At 55.4% G+C, this 25,348-nt stretch carries 24 protein-coding genes and 2 tRNA genes; 23 read left to right on the top strand and 3 right to left on the bottom strand.

What is annotated here, in order from left to right; genetic code table 11:
* The 3 genes from MWC30_RS08300 to MWC30_RS08290 form a co-directional block, all read left to right on the top strand.
* Positions 1 to 456 (top strand): hypothetical protein (locus MWC30_RS08300; protein ID WP_244083696.1); only part of this gene is annotated, 456 nt, incomplete at its 5' end.
* A 92-nt stretch (positions 457 to 548) separates the two neighbouring features.
* On the top strand, positions 549 to 791 hold the full coding sequence (locus MWC30_RS08295; RefSeq protein ID WP_244083695.1) for a hypothetical protein: 243 nt from the start codon (positions 549 to 551) through the stop codon (positions 789 to 791).
* Positions 778 to 1,134, top strand: coding sequence for a type II toxin-antitoxin system PemK/MazF family toxin (locus tag MWC30_RS08290; protein WP_244083694.1), 357 nt, complete (start codon positions 778 to 780; stop codon positions 1,132 to 1,134). Before MWC30_RS08295 ends, MWC30_RS08290 begins: the two co-directional genes overlap by 14 nt.
* A gap of 422 nt (positions 1,135 to 1,556) precedes the next feature.
* Here the strand turns inward: MWC30_RS08290 and MWC30_RS08285 are convergent, their stop codons facing one another.
* On the bottom strand, positions 1,557 to 2,909 hold the full coding sequence (locus MWC30_RS08285; RefSeq protein ID WP_244083693.1) for a hypothetical protein: 1,353 nt from the start codon (positions 2,907 to 2,909) through the stop codon (positions 1,557 to 1,559).
* 403 nt (positions 2,910 to 3,312) lie between these two features.
* Between MWC30_RS08285 and MWC30_RS08280 the strand changes: the two genes are divergently transcribed.
* Positions 3,313 to 4,818, top strand: coding sequence for a M3 family metallopeptidase (locus MWC30_RS08280; RefSeq protein WP_244083692.1), 1,506 nt, complete (start codon positions 3,313 to 3,315; stop codon positions 4,816 to 4,818).
* Positions 4,819 to 4,929: 111 nt separating this feature from the next.
* Here MWC30_RS08280 and MWC30_RS08275 read toward each other — a convergent pair whose 3' ends face one another.
* Together MWC30_RS08275 and MWC30_RS08270 are read right to left on the bottom strand one after the other, a co-directional pair.
* Complete coding sequence (locus tag MWC30_RS08275; RefSeq protein WP_244083691.1) at positions 4,930 to 5,817, bottom strand: NAD(P)-dependent oxidoreductase; 888 nt, start codon at positions 5,815 to 5,817, stop codon at positions 4,930 to 4,932.
* Between the two features lie 80 nt (positions 5,818 to 5,897).
* Positions 5,898 to 6,614, bottom strand: coding sequence for a transglutaminase family protein (locus MWC30_RS08270; protein WP_244083690.1), 717 nt, complete (start codon positions 6,612 to 6,614; stop codon positions 5,898 to 5,900).
* Between the two features lie 399 nt (positions 6,615 to 7,013).
* Between MWC30_RS08270 and MWC30_RS08265 the strand changes: the two genes are divergently transcribed.
* The 19 genes from MWC30_RS08265 to MWC30_RS08175 all read left to right on the top strand — a co-directional run bounded on the left by MWC30_RS08265 (position 7,014) and on the right by MWC30_RS08175 (position 25,334).
* Positions 7,014 to 7,098: transfer RNA gene (locus tag MWC30_RS08265), tRNA-Tyr, on the top strand.
* 185 nt (positions 7,099 to 7,283) lie between these two features.
* A tRNA-Thr gene (locus tag MWC30_RS08260) sits at positions 7,284 to 7,360 on the top strand.
* Between the two features lie 157 nt (positions 7,361 to 7,517).
* Positions 7,518 to 8,711: an elongation factor Tu gene (gene tuf / locus MWC30_RS08255; protein WP_244083689.1), complete on the top strand. Its 1,194-nt coding sequence runs from the start codon at positions 7,518 to 7,520 to the stop codon at positions 8,709 to 8,711.
* Positions 8,712 to 8,736: 25 nt separating this feature from the next.
* On the top strand, positions 8,737 to 8,886 hold the full coding sequence (gene rpmG / locus MWC30_RS08250) for a 50S ribosomal protein L33 (protein WP_244083688.1): 150 nt from the start codon (positions 8,737 to 8,739) through the stop codon (positions 8,884 to 8,886).
* A 180-nt stretch (positions 8,887 to 9,066) separates the two neighbouring features.
* The gene (gene secE / locus MWC30_RS08245) at positions 9,067 to 9,414 is read left to right on the top strand and encodes a preprotein translocase subunit SecE (protein WP_244083687.1); all 348 of its coding nucleotides are present in this window, start codon (positions 9,067 to 9,069) and stop codon (positions 9,412 to 9,414) included.
* Between the two features lie 60 nt (positions 9,415 to 9,474).
* The gene (gene nusG / locus MWC30_RS08240) at positions 9,475 to 10,005 is read left to right on the top strand and encodes a transcription termination/antitermination protein NusG (protein ID WP_244083686.1); all 531 of its coding nucleotides are present in this window, start codon (positions 9,475 to 9,477) and stop codon (positions 10,003 to 10,005) included.
* 42 nt (positions 10,006 to 10,047) lie between these two features.
* Positions 10,048 to 10,470 (top strand): 50S ribosomal protein L11, encoded by a 423-nt coding sequence (rplK, locus tag MWC30_RS08235; protein WP_244083685.1) that lies wholly within the window; start codon positions 10,048 to 10,050, stop codon positions 10,468 to 10,470.
* A 49-nt stretch (positions 10,471 to 10,519) separates the two neighbouring features.
* On the top strand, positions 10,520 to 11,224 hold the full coding sequence (rplA, locus tag MWC30_RS08230) for a 50S ribosomal protein L1 (protein WP_244083684.1): 705 nt from the start codon (positions 10,520 to 10,522) through the stop codon (positions 11,222 to 11,224).
* A 275-nt stretch (positions 11,225 to 11,499) separates the two neighbouring features.
* The gene (gene rplJ, locus MWC30_RS08225) at positions 11,500 to 12,021 is read left to right on the top strand and encodes a 50S ribosomal protein L10 (protein ID WP_256461232.1); all 522 of its coding nucleotides are present in this window, start codon (positions 11,500 to 11,502) and stop codon (positions 12,019 to 12,021) included.
* Between the two features lie 24 nt (positions 12,022 to 12,045).
* A complete protein-coding gene (gene rplL, locus MWC30_RS08220) occupies positions 12,046 to 12,432 on the top strand; it encodes a 50S ribosomal protein L7/L12 (RefSeq protein ID WP_244083683.1) in 387 nt (128 codons plus the stop codon).
* Positions 12,433 to 12,637: 205 nt separating this feature from the next.
* Positions 12,638 to 16,759, top strand: a complete 4,122-nt coding sequence (gene rpoB / locus MWC30_RS08215; RefSeq protein ID WP_244083682.1) for a DNA-directed RNA polymerase subunit beta — start codon at positions 12,638 to 12,640, stop codon at positions 16,757 to 16,759.
* Between the two features lie 14 nt (positions 16,760 to 16,773).
* Positions 16,774 to 20,829, top strand: coding sequence for a DNA-directed RNA polymerase subunit beta' (rpoC, locus tag MWC30_RS08210; protein ID WP_244083681.1), 4,056 nt, complete (start codon positions 16,774 to 16,776; stop codon positions 20,827 to 20,829).
* A gap of 143 nt (positions 20,830 to 20,972) precedes the next feature.
* Positions 20,973 to 21,344 (top strand): 30S ribosomal protein S12, encoded by a 372-nt coding sequence (rpsL, locus tag MWC30_RS08205; protein ID WP_244083680.1) that lies wholly within the window; start codon positions 20,973 to 20,975, stop codon positions 21,342 to 21,344.
* Positions 21,345 to 21,437: 93 nt separating this feature from the next.
* Positions 21,438 to 21,908: a 30S ribosomal protein S7 gene (gene rpsG / locus MWC30_RS08200; RefSeq protein WP_244083679.1), complete on the top strand. Its 471-nt coding sequence runs from the start codon at positions 21,438 to 21,440 to the stop codon at positions 21,906 to 21,908.
* A 216-nt stretch (positions 21,909 to 22,124) separates the two neighbouring features.
* Entirely contained in the window at positions 22,125 to 23,318 is a 1,194-nt protein-coding gene (gene tuf / locus MWC30_RS08195; protein ID WP_244083678.1) for an elongation factor Tu, read from the top strand.
* A 78-nt stretch (positions 23,319 to 23,396) separates the two neighbouring features.
* Positions 23,397 to 23,705, top strand: coding sequence for a 30S ribosomal protein S10 (gene rpsJ / locus MWC30_RS08190; RefSeq protein WP_244083700.1), 309 nt, complete (start codon positions 23,397 to 23,399; stop codon positions 23,703 to 23,705).
* 42 nt (positions 23,706 to 23,747) lie between these two features.
* A complete protein-coding gene (rplC, locus tag MWC30_RS08185) occupies positions 23,748 to 24,377 on the top strand; it encodes a 50S ribosomal protein L3 (protein ID WP_244083677.1) in 630 nt (209 codons plus the stop codon).
* Positions 24,378 to 24,420: 43 nt separating this feature from the next.
* The gene (gene rplD, locus MWC30_RS08180; RefSeq protein WP_244083676.1) at positions 24,421 to 25,044 is read left to right on the top strand and encodes a 50S ribosomal protein L4; all 624 of its coding nucleotides are present in this window, start codon (positions 24,421 to 24,423) and stop codon (positions 25,042 to 25,044) included.
* Entirely contained in the window at positions 25,041 to 25,334 is a 294-nt protein-coding gene (locus MWC30_RS08175; RefSeq protein WP_244083675.1) for a 50S ribosomal protein L23, read from the top strand. The genes rplD and MWC30_RS08175 overlap by 4 nt, the downstream gene beginning before the upstream one ends.
* Positions 25,335 to 25,348 lie beyond the last annotated feature (14 nt).

The following is a 25,348-nucleotide window of genomic DNA, read 5'->3' as shown; positions in this document are numbered from 1 at the left end:
CCTATCCTCCGGGTGGGTACTGTAATTATAACCAACCAGTCCATTGGGCTGGTAAAAAATCTCTGCCGGCCGGAGGTGTCCACCTTAAATATGCTCAATTCTTGTCTTGACGATGGGGTACACCTCACACTTCTTCTCTATTTTTCTCACAACCGAATTCTGGATATGGGCAGCTCTGATGGTTTGGAAGGTTTGCTTGATCTCAGTGAGGTCGGCGCGCCTGAGTACGTTGATCTCCTTTCTCAGTCAACGAACTACCTTGAGGATAGTGCTCACAACGCCCCCCAGGTCCTGGGTGCCGATGTTTTCTTTGAGAATGTGCGGGCAAGGCGCAGAGCATGGGCCTCGTGGGCGCACGTCGCCTTCGTGGCCTCATCCACAACCTCGGAGCAAGAAAACCCCGGTTTACATGCCAGATGGATGCTGAAATATGGTGGTAACCTCCTCCCGTCCTGACGATTTTTCCTTACTACCTTATTTTATGGGCCTTGAATTTAGGCCCTAAATCAGGGTACAATATCAAGAAAATTATAACGGGAGTTACCAATATGCTCGTACAAACCAAAGTGCAGATCGACAAGGAAAGCTACGATTTTATCAAGAAAGTTCATAAGCAGTTGAACTACAGGAGTCTGAGCGAGTACATACGCGAGGCGGTAAACGCCAAAATCCGGGACGATCGTGGCAGGATGCGGGAGCGGAAAAGGGCTGCCGCAATGGAGATGCTCAGCGAGGCCCCACCGGAGAATCTCTTTGGGTCCATCGAAGGAGATGAATTTGAAGACCGGTGAAATCTATTGGGTTAATCTGGAGCCGACACTCGGCGATGAGATCAGAAAAAAGCGGCCGGTTGTCCTCCTCAACGCGGGGCACGCCAAGCATCTGCGTCTTGCCATTGTTGTGCCCGTAACCGGCTGGAAAGCACAGTGGGAGGATCACCCTTTTTTTGTGCCGCTGGATCCCACACCCTTCAGCGGATTGGACAAGAAGTCCGTCGTGGATTGTTTTCAAATCAGAGCTGTCAGCCACCAGAGATTCCTGGAGAAGGCCGGCACTGTTTCGGAGTATCAATTGGATCAGATAAAGCGAGCTGTTGCCCTGATTCTCGATATCGGTCCGGAGCAGTGCCAATAGCACGGAGAACCCATTCCACCCGGCCCAACCGGTGCTCCCCTTTCATCCGAATGATTCATGGGAGAGAGTTCATCAGATTCTCCAAATCATCAGGACCACCAGCAGGAATCCATGTTTCAGTTTTCCCGTTGAAGACATATCGTTCAAGGAGGAAAGAGCGTTTGTCCTTTTCCTTGGGAGTCAAACGCAGCATTGGTGCGTGGCTGGTGCTTTTGAAGAGAAGCCTTTCCACATCCATCTCTCTCGGAATACTTCGGAATCGCCAGCACGGTCCGGATTTGCCCGGAGGCGGCTGATGGGCGGTTGGGCGGTCTGGACATGGATGCGGAATCACCCCGGCGGCGGGGCAGGGCCTTGTTGTACGGTCCGGGAGTCCGAAGGCGCGTGTGCAGTGGGACGTTCCAAGCCCCACCATGCCGATATCAGTGGTACGCTTCGGTCAGCTCTCGGTTCTTCAGTGAGTAGATGACGCGGTTTGCCTGTTCTTCGATTCCTGAAATGGTCCGCAGGAGAACCTTGAGGGAGCTCAGGGCTTTCTTCATCTGGTGTTTTTGTCGGATATTCAGCACGGGATGTTCCAGGAGAGTCAAGAGCTCTTCCAATACGGTGGAGTTGTCTGCAGAAAATTGAGTGTAAGCCAGCTTTGGCCACGTCGTCCTCAAATCCTCGGGCAGGTGAGCCAGCTTCTGAGCGACCTCAGGATCCACCACGATCCAGATGGCCTGGTGCAATCGGTCCAGGAGACACTCTATTTCTTCTCGCCGCTCTTGCCATACCTCAGTTGACGTCAAGAGCCGATTCCATTTGGGGCGAATCCTCGAGGCCAGCCATTCCGCTTCCTGGTGCGGCAGCAGGAATAGATTGGCAAGCTCATTTTGTTCGACCAACAATTCCTGACTGAGCTTCATCAAACGGTCCTGTCCTTCGAGTTGGGATTGGCCCATCAGGAGGAGCGTCGAGAGGTGTCCCAGGATGGTGACCTTTCCATCGAAGGACGGAAGGACTTTCTGTAGCTCGATCTCCCACTGGGCCCTCAAAAAGCTGACCACCGTATTGATGGTAGAGAAGATGAAGCCCATCTTCGCGAGGGTATTGCGCAATTCATGTGCCATGTCATTACAGGCTGCAAGACGTTCGCGGCTGAGTTTTTCACGCGCTTCCAGGTAGGTTTCCCGGAGATGGAGCGAAAGCAGCTCGGTGCCCAGGGAATGAGAGAGCCTCTTGACGATTTTGGTGGAATCGTCGCCGCGCTGGATCGCTTGCGGCGAAAAGTGAATTTTGATCACCGCCACAACAAGATATTTTGTGTCCTGCCAGATGGGGTGTCCCTGCCAATCGCGAGGATAATTCAGTCCCGAATATCCAGGCCCATAGAGCATGGCCTTTTCCACCAGTACCGGCTCCATGTGATGACAGTCTTCCACTTCACCCTGCACTTGCCTCCGAACGCTCCGGCTGTCTTCGGAAGGCACGTCGGCGGTCCAGCTTTTCTGCTGTTCGACACACCATGCCATTGCCTCTTTGACGCGGCCGGGCTCATCACGGTATTCCTCCCAGGTCCTGCCGGGCGGATTGTAAATGGAAATCTGGGGAAGGCCCCAGTTCATGGCGCCCATCTCATCCACTCGAATCCCCGAAGCCACTCGGATGGTGCGCAGTTCGGGCATGGGACCCACTCGATAAATCGTTCCCTTCGTGGCGTGCTTGAGGGAAAGCAGAATGGTTTCAATCGCATTTTTACACGTGTTTTCAAGAACATCAGAGTTTATATGCATACTGCCTCACCACAGTGTACGGCGTGTTCCGGTGCAGGGCACAACCGTCTTTTGAGAAAAAACCCGGAAATGCGAGGGGGAAGACGCATCCAACCTGGCACCTTGCATCTTCGAGGCTGAGATTCATGATTTTCATCCATTGGATCGGCCAAATCATTGGGGAACTTTACAGATTCATCCTGGCGTGCCTTCCCAGATGGATGGAGCCATCCCATTCATTCTACGACGTCTTCAAGGTTCATACGCTTCACACCGTTGCCCGAATTACGGGGACGCTTTAGCTTTACCTTGCAATGAGAATCAACCCGTGAGGGAAAAAGGTCGGGGGCCGGTAGGTCTCCGCCCGAAGCAGCATTAACGATAGCGACTGACCGCAGTGCGGTAGAAGGACACAGGGACGACAATGGCTCTTGCCGCTGCACATATTTCTTTGGAAATCTTGAAGCAATCCCTCCTCACCCTCAACTACAGGCTGACGCAGAGAGCCTCCAATGCGTGGAGAGGCATTGCATCGAGCGCCTCAGAGCACAGTCTGTACGACGGGTTCCAGGAAATCCTGGATGCCGACGTTGTGAAAAGCATCCCGGAAATGGATCTTCCCGCAACGGAACGGAATCGAATCTTTCACACCCTCCTGGGTCATTATCTGCAGTACCGGGCGCTACCTTTCGAAAACGAGCTCTCCATGTGGACACGCGGGGCTGCGGCCGATGTGGAGGGAGAAAAGATCTACTTCAAAGATATTATCACCTGGTGTCAGAATGGCAGTGACGTACGCAGCCGCCGCATCATGGAAAAGGAAACCGTCAGCCTTTCCAAGTTCCTGAAGCCTTTCGCCCTCAGCCCCTGGGAATTCATCCTGGAGCTGCTGGAGGAAGAGTTCGGTTACCCTGCCTACACCGACTTCTGTGCCAGCAAAAAAGACATCGATTATGCCGGGTATATTCCCTCACTGGAAGGATTGCTCAGCGAAACGCGGGAATTGTACTTCGAATCCATGGAAGACTGGATCCAGAAGGACCTTCAAGTGCCCCTTGCCGAAGCAAACCGGTTTGACGGGATTTATCTCCTGGGCATGGGGAAACTGAACACCCTTTTCCCCGTTCGCCCTGCGCTGGCCGAGCATTTGGGCTTTTTCGACCGTTGGGGTATGGCCCACGATGGTCTGCCGGGGCTTCAACTGGACATCGAGCAATCGAGCCGGAAGGGATCCCAGGCCATGACCTTTGCCCTCAAGATCCCACAGGAAATTCATCTCGTCATGAATCCCCAGGGAGGATGGATCGATCTGGAGACTCTTTTCCATGAAATGGGCCATGCCCTGAGCAATGTCTTCACTTCACCGGAGCTCTCACCCGTTGACAAAGATTTTCACCCGTCCAACACCCTTTCGGAAACCTATGCTTTCCTGCTGCAAAACATGATTTTCACGCCCGCCTTCCTGGAGCGGCAGTTGAAGATGAGGTCGTCAGACATCGACACAATCATTTATTATAAGACCCTCAAGGACATGTCCTTCTTCAGAAGGTATGCCGCCAAGTTCCTGGCGGAATACGAAATGTTTGCGTCCGGGAATATTGCCAGTGGTGCGCTCTATGCGGATCTCCTGAAAAGGCACACCGGGTTTTCCTATCGCCCGGAAAGCCATCTGTTCGACCTGGTACCGGAGCTATATTCTCTCGACTATGTCATCTCATGGATGGCCGAAGCGACCCTGGAAAAGACGCTGAGGGACGCTCTCGGTGAAAGCTGGATGTTCAAGCCCGAGACGGGCGACGTATTGAAGGCCTGGTGGCGGAGTGGAAACAAGTATGAGCTGAAGGATTTTTTTAGGATTCACGGCCTCGGAGCTGTCAGCTCCCAGGACATCCAGGATCGGTGGAAAAGGAGACTCTCCCGCATCCATTAGATCCTCCTCCAAGGGCTGCCGGCCCCGGCAGGTTGCGATCCCAAAACCCATCGCAATGCGGCCCGACATTCAGTGGTAAATGATCCACCGAAGCTGCGGACCGGACAGGAATCAGCCAGACACGAGGGAGCGGAGAGCGATCAACGCATCCCGAAGGGGAGTGGGATTGAACCCGAGACGAAGGGCCTTGGAAATTTTTAGGGAAACATCCGACGGCCTCGGAGCAGGTGTATCGACATCCTTCTGAAGACACGGGATGAGGGGAGCATCTTTCATGGAAAATCGAAAGACTTCTCTGGTCAGGACGCCGAAATCGTAGCGTGAGATGCGCTCTGTTCCCGCCAGATGGAGAATACCCTCGGCACGGGCGAGGGCCAGCAACAGTCCACGGACCGCATCGTCAGCGCTGAGGGGTGTCCTGAGCTCATCGGTGAAAAGCCGGAGGGGACGCCCATTTTTCATGGCCTCCACCATGGGCTGCAAGAAGCTCCTGGCGACGGGGCCGGCCTCTCCAAACATCAGGGGCATGCGGCAGATGATGGCGCGGGGGCAGCCTTTGAGCATTGCCTCCTCGGACCGCACCTTCTGCTCCCCATAGACATTGAGGGGCGAGACGGGATCGTCTTCTCCATAGGGAGCCTTTCTTCCGTCGAAAACCAGGTCCGAGGAGGTGAAAAGGCAGGGAATGTCTTTCTCGCCGCAGAGGCGGGCGAGGGTTGCCGAGGCATCGACATTGACCCTTCGGGACTCCAGAGGGTGCTCCTGGCAAAAGTTCACGTCGCTGATGGCTGCCGCATGGATCACCGCATGGGGCTGAATGGCATCCATAAGCCTTGCAAGAGCTCCGGAGTCCCGCAGATCCGCCGGAAAAACCTTTACACCGGGGATTTCCATCCGGTGAGAAAAAACGGTGCCGTAAATTTCCCATTCCCTGGAGGCCAACCGGCAAATGTTCCAGCCCAAAAATCCGCCGGCCCCCGTCAACAGCATGCGCTTCATGAGGCATTTTCTTTAATTTTATTTGGTCCTTCAGTGGGTTGATGTGTTGCACCTAAAGGGAATCGGCCCTCGCCCACTACTCAGTCATCGAGAACAGTCTCTTTTTCGAAGTCCCTGCCCTGCCCCTCGGGTGAATTCTCGTGTGCTTGAACCCAACTGCGAAGACGCTCTCTACCGTAAGCGACCTCCCAGGCCGACAGGATATTCTCCAGAGGCACGTCCGCATAGCTGCCCAGTTCTTCGACGTATTCCATGAACTTTTCATGCGCCCCATTGTAGGGCTGGAACAATGAATCTTCACGCCCGTTGAATTCAAGAGGCGCCACGCCATGGCGCTCGCACAACTCACGATTGAAGGCGGGAGTCGCCTTGACCCACCTGCCTTCCAGATAAAATTCCACGAAGGCGTGATAGACGAAAAGGTCACTCCCCAGGTATTCCACAAGCTGGCGGGTTGCGAGGTGATTTTTCACCGTGGCAAACCCAAGACGGCAGGGAATATGGCATGCCCTGGCAAGAGTACACAAAAGGGAAGCCTTGGGGATACAAAATCCCCGCTTGCGACTCAGGATGAAGCTGGCCTGGTAATGAAGCGGAAGATGAAATGGCGAGTAGGGATCATAGCGGATCCCATCGCGCACCGCCAGGTAGAGCTTTATCGCCTTCTCGACGGGGTCTTCCGTTCCCTGAACGATATCCTGTGCAAATGCCCGCACTGCAGGGTGATCTTTATCCATGACGGCAGTCGCCGCAAGGTAAGGACTCCCGTGCTGTTCCCAATCTTCCAAAACCGCCATGACCCATGACTCCTTATCTTTATAGAGTGAAACCTAATCTGATTGGTCTTACATCGACCAAAGACTGCAGCAGATTATAGGCCTTTTATGCGATGGATCCAAGGTTTGTTCCACCATCCCCGGGGAAGGTCGACTCTGCCGCGGAGCGAGGCCCATTTTTCAATGCAGGGCGTCACCATCGAAGGCTTGACAGACGGAAAATGAATGTGCTAAAGACACTCGCCATCGAGTCGAGCAGGTGCAGACATGGATCGAAACCCGTGAAGACTCAACGCATAGTGAATGAAAGAAAATGTACCTGTAAAAATTTTTCTTGTCATTCGCTTTTTTGTGTGATACATAAAGAAGCTCTTTTGACTTGAAGCGTGTATGACAACACGCGATGCCAGGTGGTACTGTGGAGGGGTTCCCGAGCGGCCAAAGGGAACAGACTGTAAATCTGTCGGCGATGCCTTCGGAGGTTCGAATCCTCCCCCCTCCACCACATATAAGATCCATGTAGGAGATAGTGGCGGCTTTAGAGCGCATCATTGTCGTTGGGACTACATGAGATGGAAATATTGCAGCCATACGGAGCTTGGGGCCTCTCGGGGAAGTTGAGCGTCACGCAAAGCCCGTTTCACATCCGGTGCATCTTTCCAGTCATGCATTCAGCCTGTCCTCTTGCAGGCCCACGTAGCTCAGTAGGTAGAGCACTTCCTTGGTAAGGAAGAGGTTCACCGGTTCGATCCCGGTCGTGGGCTCCATTTCTCCTCCTCAACGAGACCTCAGGCAAAACCACGATGTTCCCTTTCAGCCCGCCCCTCCCCGGTCATGCGGATCATACCAGGTCATACGCCTTTACAGGAATATATAGTATAGCGCTGAAAGAGAAATAGAACTACTACCTCAGGAGGAAATACGATGGCGAAGAAGAAGTTTGAGCGGACGAAGCCACACGTGAATGTGGGGACGATTGGGCACATCGACCATGGCAAGACGACACTGACGGCGGCCATCACGAAGCAGTTGGCCAAGCGCGGCAAGGCCGACTTCGTTCCGTTCGATCAGATCGACAAGGCTCCCGAAGAGCGCGAGCGCGGCATCACCATCGCCACGGCGCACGTGGAATACGAGACGGAAAAGCGGCACTACGCCCATGTGGATTGCCCGGGTCACGCCGACTACATCAAGAACATGATCACCGGTGCGGCGCAGATGGACGGCGCCATCCTGGTGGTGGCCGCGGACGACGGCCCCATGCCCCAGACCCGCGAGCACATCCTGCTCTCCCGTCAGGTCGGCGTTCCCTACATCGTGGTCTTCCTGAACAAGGTGGACATGGTGGACGATCCCGAGCTCATCGAGCTCGTGGAGCTCGAGATGCGCGAGCTTCTCTCCAAGTATGGGTTCCCCGGCGACGACGTTCCCATCGTGAAGGGCTCCGCCCTGAAGGCCCTGGAAGCCGAAGATCCCGAGGATCCCAACGCCAAGTGCGTTTTTGAGCTCATGGATGCCATCGACGCCTACGTTCCCGATCCGGTGCGCGACATCGACAAGCCTTTCCTCATGCCCGTGGAAGACGTCTTTTCCATCAGCGGTCGCGGGACCGTCGTGACGGGCCGTGTGGAGCGCGGAATCATCAAGGTGGGCGAGGAAATCGAGATCGTGGGCTTCAAGCCGACCTTCAAGACGGTCTGCACGGGCGTGGAAATGTTCCGCAAGACCCTGGATCAGGGGCAGGCGGGCGACAACGTGGGCGTGCTCATGCGCGGCACCAAGCGCGATGAAGTCGAGCGCGGGCAGGTGGTGGCCAAGCCCGGCAGCATCACGCCGCACACGAAATTCAAAGCTGAAGTCTACGTCCTCAAGAAGGAGGAAGGCGGACGCCATACGCCCTTCTTCCCCGGCTATCGGCCCCAGTTTTATTTCCGCACGACGGACGTGACCGGCATCATGACCCTTCCCGAAGGCGTCGAAATGGTCATGCCCGGTGACAACATCAGCACGGAAGTCGCGCTGATCACTCCCGTCGCCCTGGAAAAAGAGCTCCGCTTCGCCATCCGCGAAGGGGGGCGCACCGTCGGGGCAGGGGTTATCACTGAAATCATCGAGTAAATTTCAAACCATAAGGTAATCGACTATGCGAGTCATTGTGACCCTGGCTTGTTCCGGTTGTAAACGCCGCAATTATACGACGACAAAGAACAAGCGTACGACCCCGGAAAAACTGAGCTTCAAGAAATACTGCAAATTCTGTGATGCTCATTTGGAGCACAAAGAGACAAAATAGGACTTCCGCCGGGCTGGATGGGCTCCAACTCGGCGGGGCCTCGTGCGGTTTTACCGAAAATGAGAGGCTGCCCTGGACAATCGGTGGAACAATCGACAGACACCCGGATTCCAGGCAGCTTTTTCGCGTCGGTGCGGCTGTCCAACGCAACTCTGTGATGTTGACACAAATGAGACGTAAATGAATCTGCCAAAGCAGTCCCAAAACAAAGAAGAAAATGCAGAACAGTCCGGCAAGGCACAGAAGACGGAGCCCCTGAAGAAGAATGCTCCCAAGGTCGCCAAAGTGAAGAAGCCGGATGCACCCAAAAAGGCTGTCAAAAAGGAAGAATCCGGGCCGAACGTTTGGGAGCGTTTCCGGCAGTATCTCCGAGAAGTGTCGTATGAGCTCAAGAAGGTCGTCTGGCCTTCCCGCAAAGAGACCGTCGGCTCGACGTCGGTCGTTGTGGTGATCGTGCTCATTTCAGCGTTATTTCTTGGGATTGTGGATTTGATTTTGAGTCGACTTGTGCGATTAATCATCGAATGATGAGCTTTCTTTCGAAGGTTGAAGAAAGGCGCGAATTTTAAGCACGAGCGGGGTGGTTTCGTGGCGAAATACTGGTACATTGTTCATACATATTCCGGCTTTGAGAACAAGGTGAAGTCCGCCTTGGAGGAACGTATCAAATCCCAGGGGAAAGAGTCTCTCTTTGGCCAGGTCCTGGTCCCGACGGAGAAGGTCATCGAGCTCGTCAAGGGACAGCGGAGAGCATCCTCCCGGAAGTTTTACCCTGGATACATCCTGGTGCAGATGGAGCTCAACGACGACACGTGGCACCTGGTACGCGATACCCCCAAAGTGACGGGATTCATAGGCAACCAGGAACGCCCCATCCCCCTGTCCGACGAAGAAGCCGAAACCATCATTCAGCAGATGCAGGAAGGGGCCGAAAAACCGCGTCCCAAGTTTCGGTTTGAGAAGGGCGATGAAGTTCGCGTCGTGGACGGCCCCTTCGCCAACTTCAACGGTGTGGTGGACGAAGTCATTCCCGAAAAAGGCAAAGTTCGCGTACTGGTCAGTATCTTTGGCCGATCGACACCGGTCGAGCTTGATTTCGTTCAAGTCAACCAAATATGATTTTTTTTCGCAATGGGTCAGGATTGAGGAGTTAAAGCAAGAATGGCAAAAAAGGTCGTAACCAACATCAAGCTACAGGTACCTGCCGGACAAGCGAATCCATCGCCTCCGATCGGCCCCGCTCTGGGCCAGCACGGCGTGAATATAATGGAATTCTGCAAGTCGTTTAATGCCAAAACCCAGGGTCAAGAAGGGATGATCATTCCAGTTGTCATCACCGTCTATGCTGACCGATCGTTCACTTTCATCACCAAGACCCCCCCGGCGGCCGTTCTGCTCAAGAAGACGGCTCAAATCGCCAAGGGATCGAGCGAGCCCAACCGGGTGAAAGTCGCAAAAGTGACCAAACAGCAAGTCGAGGACATCGCCAAGCTCAAGATGCCCGACTTGAATGCCCGGGATCTGGAGGCAGCCGTTCTTATCATCGCAGGCACCGCCCGCAGCATGGGCATCGATGTGGAATAAGAATCGGCCATCGTGGATGAATGTTTAGTCAGTTTCTGGAGAGTTTAAGATGGCAACACATGGAAAAAAATATCGCGCCTCGCGCGAAAAGATAGATCCTGCCAAGCGCTATACCTTTCAAGAAGCCCTGCAGCTGGCGAAGGAATGCTCCTACGCCAAGTTTGACGAAAGCCTCGATATCGCCGTGCGCTTGGGTGTCGATCCCCGCCATGCCGACCAGATGGTACGCGGCACCGTTGTGCTGCCCAACGGCCTGGGAAAAACCGTGCGCGTACTGGTTTTTGCCAAAGGGGAAAAGGTGAAGGAAGCTCTGGACGCAGGGGCCGACTACGCCGGCGGCGATGAGCTCGTCGAAAAAATCAAGGAAGGCTGGCTTGATTTCGACAAGACCGTTGCCACTCCCGACATGATGGGCGGTGTGGGTAAAATCGGTAAGGTCCTCGGCCCGAGAGGGCTCATGCCCAATGCCAAGCTGGGAACGGTGACCTTCGATCTTCAAAAAGTCGTCAACGAGATCAAAGCGGGTAAAGTGGATTTTCGCGTAGAAAAGACCGGTATTGTTCATGCCACACTGGGAAGAGTTTCCTTCACCGAGGAGAAGCTCATAGAGAACATTTCGGCCTTCATGGAAACAATCATCCGTTTGAAACCGACAGCAGCCAAGGGAACCTACCTGAAGGGGATCGCCATCTCCACGACGATGGGGCCTGGCATCCAGGTGGATCCCCTGGCGGTAAAGAGTGTCATGTCCTGATTCGAGGGTCGTATTTTTTGAGCCCCTCGGCCAAGAAACATTCCGGAATGGAATAGACTACCTGCCGTTTGGTGTTTTCAGTCGTCTGAGACCGTAGGGACATCCAAGTGGTGTTTAAACCCCGACGCACAGGGGAACCTGCCGAGATGTACGAAGGAACCAATCCGGCTCACTGACTTGCGATAGGAATCCTCCATGCCCCCCTCCCCTTTGGAGAGGGATTTGAAGGGAACAATCGAAAGCACACCGGCAGAGGAAAGGAGGGTTGATACACTTTGGAGCGAGCCCAAAAGGAGCAAATTGTTGCGGATTTGCACGAAAAGTTTCAGAGGGCCAGTGCAACGATCTTGACGGATTTCAAAGGACTTTCCGTTGCTGAAATGACCGAGCTGCGTGACGCTCTGGCAAACGAAAAGGTGGACTATCAGGTGGTGAAAAACACTCTGATGCGCCTCGCCAGCCAGGAAACGGGCGCCACTGCCTTGCAGCCGTACATCAAAGGCACCTGCGCCGTTGCCATCGGCTATGGCGATCCGGCGGTTCCTGCGAAAATCATCAAGAAGTTCAACAAGACCAATGAAAAACTGCAAATCAAAGCCGCTTCGCTGGGACAGCGCGTTCTCAATGCAGATCAAGTCGCTGCTCTGGCAGAGCTGCCGCCGCGTGAAGAACTTTTGGCCAAACTCTTGGGAACGCTCAATGCAGTGCCGACGAGCCTGGTGACTGTACTGAGCGGAGTGCCGAGAGCTTTTGTAGGTGTGCTGGCGGCCATTCAACGTCAAAGAGAAGAAGCATAAAATACCCCATGGAGGAAGCAAGAAATGTCTGATATCAGCAAAGAAGATGTCGTCAAATTCATTGAAAACATGACCGTGCTCGAGCTGAGTGAGCTCGTGAAGGAGCTCGAGGAACGTTTCGGCGTCAGTGCAGCGGCACCTGTTGCCATCGCAGCCATGCCCGGCGCCGCCGGTGCGGAAGCCGCCCCTGTAGAGGAGAAAACGGAATTCTCCGTCGTTATCACGGGCTGCGGTGACAAGAAGATCCAGGTCATCAAGGAAGTACGCGCCATCACCAGTTTGGGATTGAAGGAAGCCAAGGAATTGGTGGAAAGCGTTCCCGGCGTGGTGAAGGAAGGCATCCCCAAGGATGAAGCAGAGGCCATTGCCAAGCAGCTTACAGAAGCAGGTGCCACTGTAGAAATCAAGTAATACCCCTTCTTGGTCATTGATCAAGACGTCGGAAACCGGCTGCCGCTGTTGCGTGCAGCCTGTTTCCGATTTTCGATTTTTAGCACCTTAAAGAACGGGAGTGATGTGCCCCCTGGATGATGCGGACGTTTTGAGCGAGGAATCACACGACATTCAGTGCTCACACCACTGGAGCACAAGACTCTTTTAAGTTGCAGGAGAGAGCATGGCGACGGCTTTGACCCATGAGTATCGGGTTCGGAAGAATTTTGGAAAAATCCAAAAGATTATTGACATTCCCAATCTTATCCAAATGCAGAAGGAAAGCTACGAACAGTTTCTGCAGCGGGATGTCCCCCCTGAAGCCAGGAGCGATAAAGGACTGCAGGAAGTATTTAAGAGTGTTTTCCCCATAGAGGATTTCAGTGGTACCGCTTCACTGGAATTCGTTCAATACAGTTTTGGGGAAGTCAAGTATGAAGTGGAAGAATGTCTCGCGCGCGGGATGACCTACGAAGCCCCTGTAAAAATCGTTGTTCGCCTGGTTGTGTACGACGTGGACAAAGAGGCGGACGTTCGGTCCATTCGCGACATCAAGGAGCAGGAAATCTATTTTGGCACGCTGCCGCTGATGACGGAAAATGGGACATTCATCGTCAACGGAACCGAGCGTGTCATCGTCAGCCAGTTGCATCGTTCTCCCGGAATCTTTTTCGACCATGATCGAGGCAAGACCCATTCGAGCGGAAAAATCCTTTATTCCTCGCGCATCATCCCTCTGCGCGGCTCGTGGCTGGACCTCGAATTTGATCCCAAAGACATTCTGTACATTCGCATCGACCGGCGGAGAAAATTCCCCGTCACCGTTCTTCTGAAGGGGCTCGGGTACTCCACGGAGGAATTGCTCAATTATTTCTATCCCAGTGAAACCATCTACCTGGGAGATGAAAACCAGTCCGAGAAGGAATTGAACCCGGATATTCTCCTGGGAAGCCGCGCCCCGGAAGATATTCTTCATCCGGAATCGGGCGAGGTGATCATCAAAAAGAACAGGAAACTGGGCAAGCAGACACTCAAGCGCTTGCAGGAACTGGGCATTCAGCGGCTTCCCGTAAAAACGACGGAAATCATGGGGCAGGTCCTCGCCCAGGACGTCATTGACTACAGCACAGGGGAAATCATTGCAGAATGCAACGACACCGTCAACGAATCGATGGTCGCCGATTTCCTCGAACGGGATGTGCAGCAGTTTGAGCTGCTCCATCTCGAAGGCGTGGATGTGAGTCCCTCGTTTCGCAACACGCTCCTCATGGATAAGGTCAATACACCCGAAGACGCCATCATCGAGATCTATCGCCGATTGCGTCCCAGCAACCCACCCACCCTGGAAGTGGCGACCGAGTTTTTCAACAATCTTTTCTTCAACCCGGATCACTACGATCTCTCCGAGGTCGGGCGGCTCAAGCTCAATTTGCAGCTGGGCTTCAAAAAAGACGAGGTTCCCCTGGATTACCGGACCCTTCGCAAGGAGGATATCCTCACGGCGGTGCGGCATCTCATCCGCCTGAAAGACTCCCAGGGACCTGTCGACGATATCGACAATCTCGGAAACCGCAGGGTCCGGGCCGTCGGCGAACTGCTGGAAAACCAATACCGCATCGGCCTGGTGCGCATGGAGCGGGCCATCAAGGAGCGCATGACCCTTCAGGAAGTGGAGGCGCTCATGCCCCACGATCTCATCAACGCCAAGCCCGTTTCAGCGGTGGTGAAAGAATTCTTCGGCACGAGCCAGCTGTCGCAGTTCATGGACCAGACGAATCCTCTTTCGGAAATCACCCACAAGCGTCGCCTCAGCGCTCTGGGGCCGGGCGGTCTGACGCGGGAGCGGGCGGGCTTCGAGGTCCGCGACGTCCATCCGACGCACTATGGCCGTATCTGTCCCATCGAAACACCGGAAGGTCCAAATATCGGGCTCATCGTTTCCCTTTCCACTTATGCGCGTGTGAATTCCTACGGATTCATCGAAACGCCTTACCGAAAGGTTCACGACGCCGTCGTCGAGAAGGAGGTCAGCTACCTGACGGCCATGGACGAAAAGGACGACCCCATCGCCCAAGCCAACGCTCCCCTGGACGAGAACGGCCGATTCATCCGTGATCAGGTGTCCGCGCGGACCGCCGGTGAATTCGTCATGCTGCCTCCCGAAGAGATCCGTCACATGGACGTCTCCCCCAACCAGTTGGTGAGTGTTTCGGCGTCTCTCATTCCCTTCCTGGAGCATGACGACGCCAACCGTGCCCTCATGGGGTCCAACATGCAACGGCAGGCCGTACCCCTCATTCAGACGCGGGCTCCCCTTGTCGGGACAGGAATCGAGCGCATCGTGGCCAAGGACAGCGGTGTCACCATCGTGGCCAAGCGGTCGGGGATCGTGGAATATGTCGATGCCACCCGTATTGTTGTGCGGTCCACCGAAGAGGATATTCACCAGGGCACCGGCGTCCACATTTACAAGCTGATCAAGTTCCAGCGCTCCAACCAGAACACGTGCATCAATCAAAAGCCCCTGGTGCAGCAGGGTGATTTTGTCCGGCGCGGTCAGATCATTGCCGACGGCCCTTCCACCGATCACGGGGAGCTGGCCCTCGGGCGCAATGTCATGGTGGCGTTCATGAGCTGGGGCGGGTACAACTTTGAAGATTCCATTCTCGTCAGTGAGCGCATTGGCAAGGAAGATGTTTTCACCTCCATCCACATCGAGGAATTTGAAGTGGTGGCGAGGGATACCAAGCTGGGGAAGGAAGACATCACCCGCGATATTCCCAATGTGGGAGAGGAAGCCCTCAAGAACCTGGACGAAAGCGGGATCATCCGCGTGGGAGCTTACATCAAGCCCAACGATATCCTCGTTGGGAAGGTCACCCCCAAGGGTGAATCGCAGTTGACTCCCGAAGAAAAGCTGCTGCGGGCCATTTTCGGCGAAAAAGCGAGTGATGTGAAAGACACGTCCCTGCGCGTGCCTCCCGGTGTGGAAGGCATCATCATCGACGCCAAGGTCTTCTCCCGCAAAGGCGTCGAAAAGGATGAGCGCACCATCTTGATCGAAGAGATGGAGATCTCGCGCCTCATGAAAGACCAGCGGGACGAGCTGGAAATCATCCGCAAGACCACGGCCAAGCGGCTGGTGCAGATCCTCCAGGGTAAGATCAGCGACAGCACCATCAAGGACGGCAAGAAGGTCTACATCAAAAAGGGTGAAGAAATCACGGAGGAATTTCTCCTGGGACTCCCCAGCGGCCTCTGGGACCAGTTGTCCGTGCCCAAGGATCCCGCGGTCTCCATGGAAATCGAGACCATTGCCGAAGGCTACAGGGACCAAGTCCAGCTGGTGAGGGCCCTCTTCGAAGAAAAAATCAGCAAGCTGCGGCGGGGAGACGAGCTGCCTCCCGGCGTCATCAAGATGGTCAAGATTTACGTGGCCGTCAAGCGCAAGCTCCAGGTGGGCGACAAGATGGCCGGCCGCCACGGCAACAAGGGTGTCATCTCAAGGATCCTGCCCATCGAAGATATGCCCTATTTCCCCGATGGGACCCCCGTGGATTTGGTCTTGAATCCCCTCGGCGTTCCCTCGCGCATGAACGTGGGCCAAGTCCTGGAAATTCACCTGGGATGGGCCGCCAAGGGGTTGGGGCAGCAGTTGGCCGACATGCTGGAAGCCCACAAGGAAAAGGAAACCATTAAAGAGAAGCTCAAGCGCATCTACAACCAGTTGGAGTTCGACGCCTATTTTGAGGACGCGGATGAAAAGCATCTGAAGGCGTTGGTCAAGGATTTTCAGGAAGGCATCCACGTTGCGACTCCCGTATTCGACGGGGCGGAAGAATTTGAAATCAGAGAATTCCTCACGGAGGGAGGCGCATCGGAAACGGGTCAGAGCATCCTGTACGACGGGCGCACGGGTGAGCCTTTCGACCAGCCGGTCACTGTCGGCGTCATGTATATGCTCAAGCTGCATCACCTGGTGGACGACAAGATCCATGCCCGATCCATCGGCCCCTACTCGCTTGTGACCCAACAGCCTCTCGGCGGCAAGGCCCAATTCGGGGGACAGCGCCTCGGAGAAATGGAAGTCTGGACCATGGAGGCCTACGGAGCGGCCCACGCCCTGCAGGAATTCCTCACGGTCAAGTCGGACGATGTGGCGGGACGCACGCGCATGTATGAAAAGATTGTCAAGGGAGACAATACCCTCGAAGCGGGACTCCCTGAATCGTTCAACGTGCTCGTGAAGGAACTTCAGGCGCTCGCGCTGGATGTCAGATTGCTGGAAGAGGAAGAAGGGAATTAACGAAGGAGTGCCCTTTGAAAGAGCTTTACAGCCTTTTTACGAAGCCCAAGGACCCGGTGTATTTCAATGCAGTGAAAATCATGATCTCTTCTCCGGAGCGCATTCGCGAGTGGTCCTATGGAGAGGTCAAGAAGCCGGAGACCATCAACTATCGTACGTTTAAACCCGAGCGTGATGGGCTTTTCTGCGCCAGAATATTTGGCCCCATAAAGGATTACGAGTGCAACTGCGGCAAGTACAAGCGCATGAAGCATCGCGGCGTGGTCTGCGAGAAGTGCGGTGTGGAAGTCATTCAATCCAAGGTCCGCCGCGAGAGAATGGGACACATCGAACTGGCCGCGCCCGTGGCGCACATCTGGTTCCTGCGCAGTTTGCCCAGCAAGATCGGCAACCTCCTGGATCTGACCCTGAGGGAATTGGAAAAGGTCCTTTACTTCGATTCGTATATCGTGCTGAATCCGGGAGAGACTCCCCTCACCCGGGGAGAGCTCCTCACCGAGGAAAAATACCGTCAGTCCGTCCAGGAATACGGGAGCGGCTTTGTGGCCGGCATTGGAGCCGAAGCCATCAAACAGCTGCTCATGGATTTGGACCTGGAATCCCTTGCCGTCGAGCTCCGTGAGGAGATGAGCAAGACCAATTCCATGGCGAAGCGGAAAAAACTGGCCAAGCGGCTCAAGATCATCGACGCCTTCCGGGAATCGGAAAATCGTCCCGAATGGATGATCATGGAGGTTGTCCCGGTTTTGCCTCCGGACCTGCGACCCCTCGTTCCCCTCGATGGCGGGCGCTTCGCCACCAGCGATCTGAACGATCTTTACCGCAGAGTCATCAACCGAAACAACCGCCTCAAGCGGCTGCAGGAGCTCAATGCGCCCGACATCATCATTCGGAACGAAAAGCGCATGCTCCAGGAAGCTGTAGACGTTCTCTTCGACAACGGACGCAGGGGCAAGACCATCACCGGCGCGAGCAAACGCCCGCTGAAATCCCTGAGCGACATGCTGAAGGGCAAGCAGGGCCGGTTCCGCCAGAACCTCCTGGGGAAGCGCGTCGATTATTCCGGGCGTACCGTCATCGTTGTGGGGCCGAACCTGCGTCTCCACCAGTGCGGTCTCCCCAAGAAGATGGCCTTGGAGCTGTTCAAGCCCTTCATCTACAACAAGCTGGAGGAAAAGGGCTATGTCACCACCATCAAGGCAGCGAAGAAGATGGTGGAACGAGAAACGCCCGAGGTGTGGGACACTCTCGACGAGGTCGTGCGGGAATTCCCCATCATGCTGAACCGGGCGCCTACTCTGCACCGACTGGGCATCCAGGCTTTCGAGCCGATCCTCATCGAAGGAAAGGCAATCCAGCTCCATCCCCTCGTGTGCACGGCGTTCAACGCTGACTTCGACGGGGACCAGATGGCCGTTCATGTGCCACTGTCCATCGAGGCGCAGACTGAAGCGCGCATTTTGATGATGTCCACCAACAATATCCTCAGCCCGGCCCATGGAGACCCCATCATTGTGCCGTCTCAGGATATCGTTCTCGGCATCTATTACATGACCCGTGAAAAGCCTTTCGCCAAAGGAGAAAATCGCATCTTCTCCAGCAGAGGTGAAGTTCGCTGCGCCTACGATGCCGGTGAAGCCGACCTCCACGCCCGCATTTTTGTCCGCATGGGGGGCGAGCGGGTGCAGACGACGGTGGGAAGAGTCATTCTTTCGGAAATCCTGCCCGACGGGTTCCCCTTCTCGGCCGTCAACCGGGTCATGAACAAGAAGGTTTTGGCCCAGCTCATCGACATGTGCTACCGGACCGCTGGTGTCAAGGCAACGGTCATTCTCGCCGACCGGCTGAAGGATCTGGGCTACGCCTTCGCCACGCGCTCGGGAATTTCCATTTCCATCAAGGACATGACCATCCCCCGGCGCAAGACGGAGATCCTGGACCAGGCCTTTGAGCTGGTGAAGGAGATCGAGCGTCAGTACAACGAAGGTCTCATCACGGAAGGTGAGAAATACAACAAGGCGGTGGACATCTGGGCCAAGGCGACGGAAGACGTTGCCGCGGAGATGATGAAGGAAATCGCCACGGATGAGATCACGGATGCTGAAGGCAAGACAAAGCAGACGGAGGCCTTCAATTCCATTTACATGATGGCGGACTCCGGGGCCCGAGGCAGCAAGGACCAGATGCGGCAGCTGGCTGGCATGCGCGGCCTCATGGCCAAGCCCTCTGGTGAAATCATTGAAACGCCCATTACCGCCAATTTCCGGGAAGGCCTCACGGTGCTCCAGTACTTCATTTCCACCCATGGCGCCCGGAAAGGCCTCGCGGACACGGCCCTCAAGACCGCCAACTCCGGTTACCTCACGCGTCGCCTCGTGGACGTGTCGCAGGACGTCATTGTATCCGAGCACGACTGCGGAACCATGGACGGCATTGAAGTAGAAGCGCTTCTGGAGGCGGGTGAGGTCATCCAGCGCCTGGGGGATCGTATCCTGGGGCGCGTCACGCAAGAAGACGTTGTGGACCCCGTCACGGGAGACATCCTTGTGGAAGCCGGTGTTGAAATCGACGAGCACCGCGTTCAGATTATTGAAGATGCGGGCGTCGAGCGGGTCCCCATCCGGTCGGCCCTCACCTGCCGCAGTGAGCGGGGCATTTGCGCCATGTGCTACGGGCGCGATCTGGCTCAGGGGAAGCTGGCTCAGATCGGGGAGGCTGTCGGCATCATTGCGGCACAGTCCATCGGAGAGCCCGGGACACAGCTCACCATGCGGACGTTCCACATCGGCGGTACCGCAAGCAAGAGCATCGAACGGACGGCCATCAACAACCGGTATCCCGGAGCGGTGCGCTTCATCAACCTCAACACCGTGCGCAACCGTGAGGGAGACCTGGTGGCAATGAACCGTAACGGCGAAATTGTCATCATGAGCGAATCCGGGCGTGAGCGCGAGCGCTACGTCATCAACTATGGCGCAAAACTGAAGGTCCAGGACGGACAGGTCGTGGAAGCGGGAAATCTGCTGGCGGAATGGGACCCCTTCACAACCCCCATTCTCACCGACGTCGCCGGTACCGTCAAATTCGGCGACATCGTGGAAGGCCAGACGATGCAGGAAAAGCTGGACCCGGTGACGGGCAAGTCCAGCAAGGTCATTGTTGAATACAGGGATTCGGATGTCCGTCCCCGCGTCTCCATTAAGGATGAGAAGGGGAAGACGGCCCGCGTGGGGGAAGGCGGCGCAGCCCGATACTTCATGCCGCTGGGAGCTATTTTGATGGTTTCCGAAGGAGATCCCATCTATCCCGGTGACGTATTGGCCCGTATTCCGCGGGAAACAACCAAAACGAAAGACATCACCGGTGGTCTTCCCCGTGTGGCTGAGCTCTTCGAAGTACGAAAACCCAAGGAAAACGCCGTCATCACAGAAATCGACGGGGTGATCAGTTTTGGGAAGGACACCAAGGGCAAGCGTAAGGTCACCGTGACTCCCGATGTCGGTGACCCCAGGGATTACCTTATTCCCAAGGGCAAGCACATCAGTGTCCATGAAGGCGACTATGTCCGGGCAGGCGAGCCCCTCATGGACGGCTCTCCCAATCCTCACGATATCTTGAATGTCCTCGGAGAAAAGGAGGTCGCCAAGTATCTCGTGGATGAAGTGCAGCAGGTCTATCGCCTGCAGGGCGTCAAGATCAACGACAAGCATATCGAAGTCATCGTGCGGCAGATGTTGAAGCGCGTTCGCATCACGGATCCCGGCGATTCCGAATTCCTGATGGGCGAGCATGTGGAAAAGCAGCTGTTCGAAGAAATCAATGCCGCCCTCATCGCCGAAGAAAAGCGCCCCGCTGCTGCGGAGCCCCTGCTGCTGGGGATCACCAAGGCGTCCTTGAGCACTCAGAGCTTCATTTCCGCGGCTTCCTTTCAGGAAACGACTAAGGTGTTGACGGATGCCGCCACTGCTGGCAAAGTGGACAACTTGCTTGGACTCAAGGAAAACGTCATCATGGGACGCCTTATTCCTGCCGGAACGGGGATGCGGAACTATCGCGAGGTACGCAAATAGGGGGCGTCACCGGCAGGGACCCGTCTTTCATCTATAAAAGAGCTTGACAAGGAAAGTCCCCATTTTGTAAATAGAGGAGATTTGGAAGCCAAGACAATTGGCCTTTTGCGAAGGATTTCCGAAAAGAGCGGAGTAAAAGAGAAATGCCCACTATCAACCAGTTGGTGCGAAAAGGCAGAGAAGAGATCAAGAAGAAGTCCACCACACCGGCTCTTCAAAACTGCCCCCAGAAGCGCGGAGTGTGTGTGCGTGTCTACACCACCACCCCTAAAAAGCCTAATTCGGCATTGCGAAAGATCGCCCGTGTTCGCTTGACCAACGGCATCGAGGTCACTTCATATATTCCCGGCATCGGGCACAACCTGCAGGAGCACTCGGTCGTCCTGATTCGAGGGGGCCGCGTCAAGGATTTACCCGGTGTACGTTATCATATCATTCGTGGGACCTTGGACGCTCTCGGGGTGGCAAACCGCAAGCAGGGACGTTCCAAATACGGCGCCAAGAAACCGAAATAGTGCAGCACAAGGTTAACTCTGGGGCCATGACACGGATCGAGCCGTCATGGCCTCTCTTTTCTCCTGATTAATTTAAAACGGTCGAGGAAGCGGATGCCTAGAAGAAGAGAAGTTGCAAAGCGATATGTCTTGCCGGATCCAAAATACAACAGCAAGCTGGCGGCAAAGTTCATCAACAATGTGATGCGTCGGGGCAAAAAGAGTGTTGCGGAGAATATCTTCTACGGAGCACTGGATCTCATCGAGCAGAGGTCCAAGCAGGATCCGTTGGAAATGTTCAACAAGGCCCTCGACAATATCCGGCCCATCATCGAGGTCAAGTCGAGACGCGTCGGCGGCGCCACGTACCAGGTTCCTGTAGAGGTGCGCCACGAAAGGCGTGATGCCTTGGCCATGCGCTGGCTCATCAATTATGCCAACCAGCGCTCGGAAAAAACCATGGTCCAAAGGCTTGCAGGCGAGCTGCAGGATGCGGCCCAGGGTCGAGGCGCATCGGTCAAGAAAAGGGAAGATACACATCGCATGGCGGAAGCCAACAAGGCATTTGCTCACTACAGGTGGTAACCTCCCGGACCGGATTCCATCATCTGGAGGAAGGTGTTGTTGCGAGCTCAGTGAAGCAGTCGGAAATCAGGGCTTCTTCGCTATTCCCCTCGCAATGACCTTGTGTGCAGTCAAGGAAAAACGCAAAAGGCAACAGAAAGATTTCAGGGCCGTCGGTGGGCGGATCGCTGGATCTGCAATGCACGGTTTATTCAATATCGGCGAGGAGGAAATACGATGGCGAAGAAGAAGTTTGAGCGGACGAAGCCACACGTGAATGTGGGGACGATTGGGCACATCGACCATGGCAAGACGACACTGACGGCGGCCATCACGAAGCAGTTGGCCAAGCGCGGCAAGGCCGACTTCGTTCCGTTCGATCAGATCGACAAGGCTCCCGAAGAGCGCGAGCGCGGCATCACCATCGCCACGGCGCACGTGGAATACGAGACGGAAAAGCGGCACTACGCCCATGTGGATTGCCCGGGTCACGCCGACTATATCAAGAACATGATCACCGGTGCGGCGCAGATGGACGGCGCCATCCTGGTGGTGGCCGCGGACGACGGCCCCATGCCCCAGACCCGTGAGCACATCCTGCTCTCCCGTCAGGTCGGCGTTCCCTACATCGTGGTCTTCCTGAACAAGGTGGACATGGTGGACGATCCCGAGCTCATCGAGCTCGTGGAGCTCGAGATGCGCGAGCTTCTCTCCAAGTATGGGTTCCCCGGCGACGACGTTCCCATCGTGAAGGGCTCCGCCCTGAAGGCCCTGGAAGCCGAAGATCCCGAGGATCCCAACGCCAAGTGCGTTTTTGAGCTCATGGAGGCCATCGACGCCTACGTTCCCGATCCGGTGCGCGACATCGACAAGCCTTTCCTCATGCCCGTGGAAGACGTCTTTTCCATCAGCGGCCGCGGGACCGTCGTGACGGGCCGTGTGGAGCGCGGAATCATCAAGGTGGGCGAGGAAATCGAGATCGTGGGCTTCAAGCCGACCTTCAAGACGGTCTGCACGGGCGTGGAAATGTTCCGCAAGACCCTGGATCAGGGGCAGGCCGGCGACAACGTGGGCGTGCTCATGCGCGGCACCAAGCGCGATGAAGTCGAGCGCGGGCAGGTGGTGGCCAAGCCCGGCAGCATCACGCCGCACACGAAATTCAAAGCCGAAGTCTACGTCCTCAAGAAGGAAGAAGGCGGACGCCATACGCCCTTCTTCCCCGGCTATCGGCCCCAGTTTTATTTCCGCACGACGGACGTGACCGGCATCATGACCCTTCCCGAAGGCGTCGAAATGGTCATGCCCGGTGACAACATCAGCACGGAAGTCGCGCTGATCACTCCCGTCGCCCTGGAAAAGGAGCTCCGCTTCGCCATCCGCGAAGGGGGGCGCACCGTCGGGGCAGGGGTTATCACTGAAATCATCGAGTAGTTGAACGCAGTGGCCTATCGACCGGGGTGTCTTTGAGCACTCCGGTCGCATCATTTGCATAGGAACGAAAAAATTATGATGACGAATCAAAGAATTCGCATCCGCTTGAAGGCATACGATCACAAATTGCTGGACCAGTCGACGAACGAGATCGTCATGACTGCCAAAAAGACTGGCGCGCGGGTGGCCGGACCGATTCCTCTTCCCACGAAGATTCATAAGTACACGGTTCTGCGCTCACCCCACGTGGATAAAAAGTCCCGTGAGCAATTTGAAATTCGCGTCCATAAAAGACTCATCGATATCCTGGAACCGACACAGCAGACCGTGGATTCACTGATGAAGCTGGATCTCTCTGCGGGAGTCGACGTAGAGATCAAGCTCTAGCACTTCAAGCGGGCGGTTTTTACCGAAAGAGAGCAAGCCAACATGATCAAAGCCATTATTGGACGCAAGCTGGAAATGATGCAGGTTTTCGCCGAGGACGGGACCAACATTCCCGTGACATTGCTGGAAGTCGGCCCTTGCACGGTTTCTCAAATCAAGACGCCGGAGCGGGACGGCTACTCAGCACTGCAAATTGCCTTCGGAACCTGTAAACCGAAACACATCAACAAGCCCCTGAAAGGCCACCTGGACAAGGCCGGCAAAGGCTACTTCCAGGTCCTGCGCGAGGTTCGCGTCGAGGATCCCGGTCAGTTCCAACTGGGTCAGGAAATCACCGTCGACAGCTTCCAGATTGGGGAGCGCATCGACGTCATCGGCACGAGCAAGGGCAAGGGCTATGCGGGGACCATCAAACGATGGGGGTTTCAGCGCGGTCCCGACGGGCATGGCTCCAAGAATGTGAGAGAGCCCGGTTCGACGGGTAATGCCACCTATCCGGGCCGCGTCATCAAAGGCAAGAAGATGCCCGGCCAAAAGGGCAACAAGCGCATTACCACCATGGGCCTTAAGATCGTTGACGTACGCCCCGAAGACAACCTGCTCCTCGTCAAGGGGGCGATTCCCGGCTCCAGGAATGGAATCGTATTTATCCGGAAAACCAACCGGGTCTAGTGCGAATACGGCGGAATGGACCGGAAAGAATTTGAGGATCACCATGCCAACAGTGGATGTTTACAATACCAATCGTGATGTAGTAGGACAGCTTGACCTGAACGATAGCATTTTTGCGGTCGCGGTGAAGCCCCATGTCATGCATGAGGTGGTACTTTACCAACTGGCCAAGCGTCGTGCCGGAACGGCAAAGGTCAAGGGGCGCAGTGAAGTGCGGGGCGGAGGCAAAAAGCCCTGGCGTCAGAAGGGCACTGGACGCGCGCGCGCGGGGACAAGTCGTTCTCCCGTCTGGCGCGGTGGTGGGACCATTCACGGGCCGCAGCCGCGTTCCTACGAAATGAAGGTCCCCAAGAAAGTCCGTAAGCTCGCCGTGAAAATGGCCCTTACGCAAAAGCTTCTGGATCGCGAATTCACGGTGCTCGACCAGTTTCAAATGCAGTCCATCAAGACCAAGGATTTCGCCGCTCTGTTGAACCGTTTCGAGCTTGGCAAAACCCTGGTTGTGATCGCTCAACCCGACGAAATCGTCGAAAAATCAGCACGCAACATTCCCAATGTGAAGGTTTTGCGATCTGAAGGCTTGAACGTTTACGACTTGCTCAACTACCACAACCTTCTCGTCACTCGGGAAACAGTTGGAAGAATAGAGGAGTCATTTGCATCATGAACCCCAAATCGTATGAGATACTCAAACGACCTCTGGTGACCGAGAAAAGCACGGCGGAAAAGGAAGATCACAACAAGCTTCTTTTCGAGGTGGATCGACGGGCCAACAAGATCGAAATCAAAGAGGCTGTGGAAAAGATTTTCAAAGTCGATGTGCTGGATGTCACCACCATGAACATGAAAGGCAAGAGAAAGCGCGTGGGCCGTTTCTTCACGAAGCGCCCCGACTGGAAGAAGGCATTGGTGACCATCAAATCCGGCCAGCGCGTTGAATTCTTCGAAGGTGTCTAAGTTAGAGAGGGTTA

Source organism: Desulforhabdus sp. TSK, assembly GCF_022836495.1.
GTDB lineage: Bacteria > Desulfobacterota > Syntrophobacteria > Syntrophobacterales > Syntrophobacteraceae > Desulforhabdus.
This window is presented reverse-complemented; position numbering and strand designations above follow the sequence as displayed.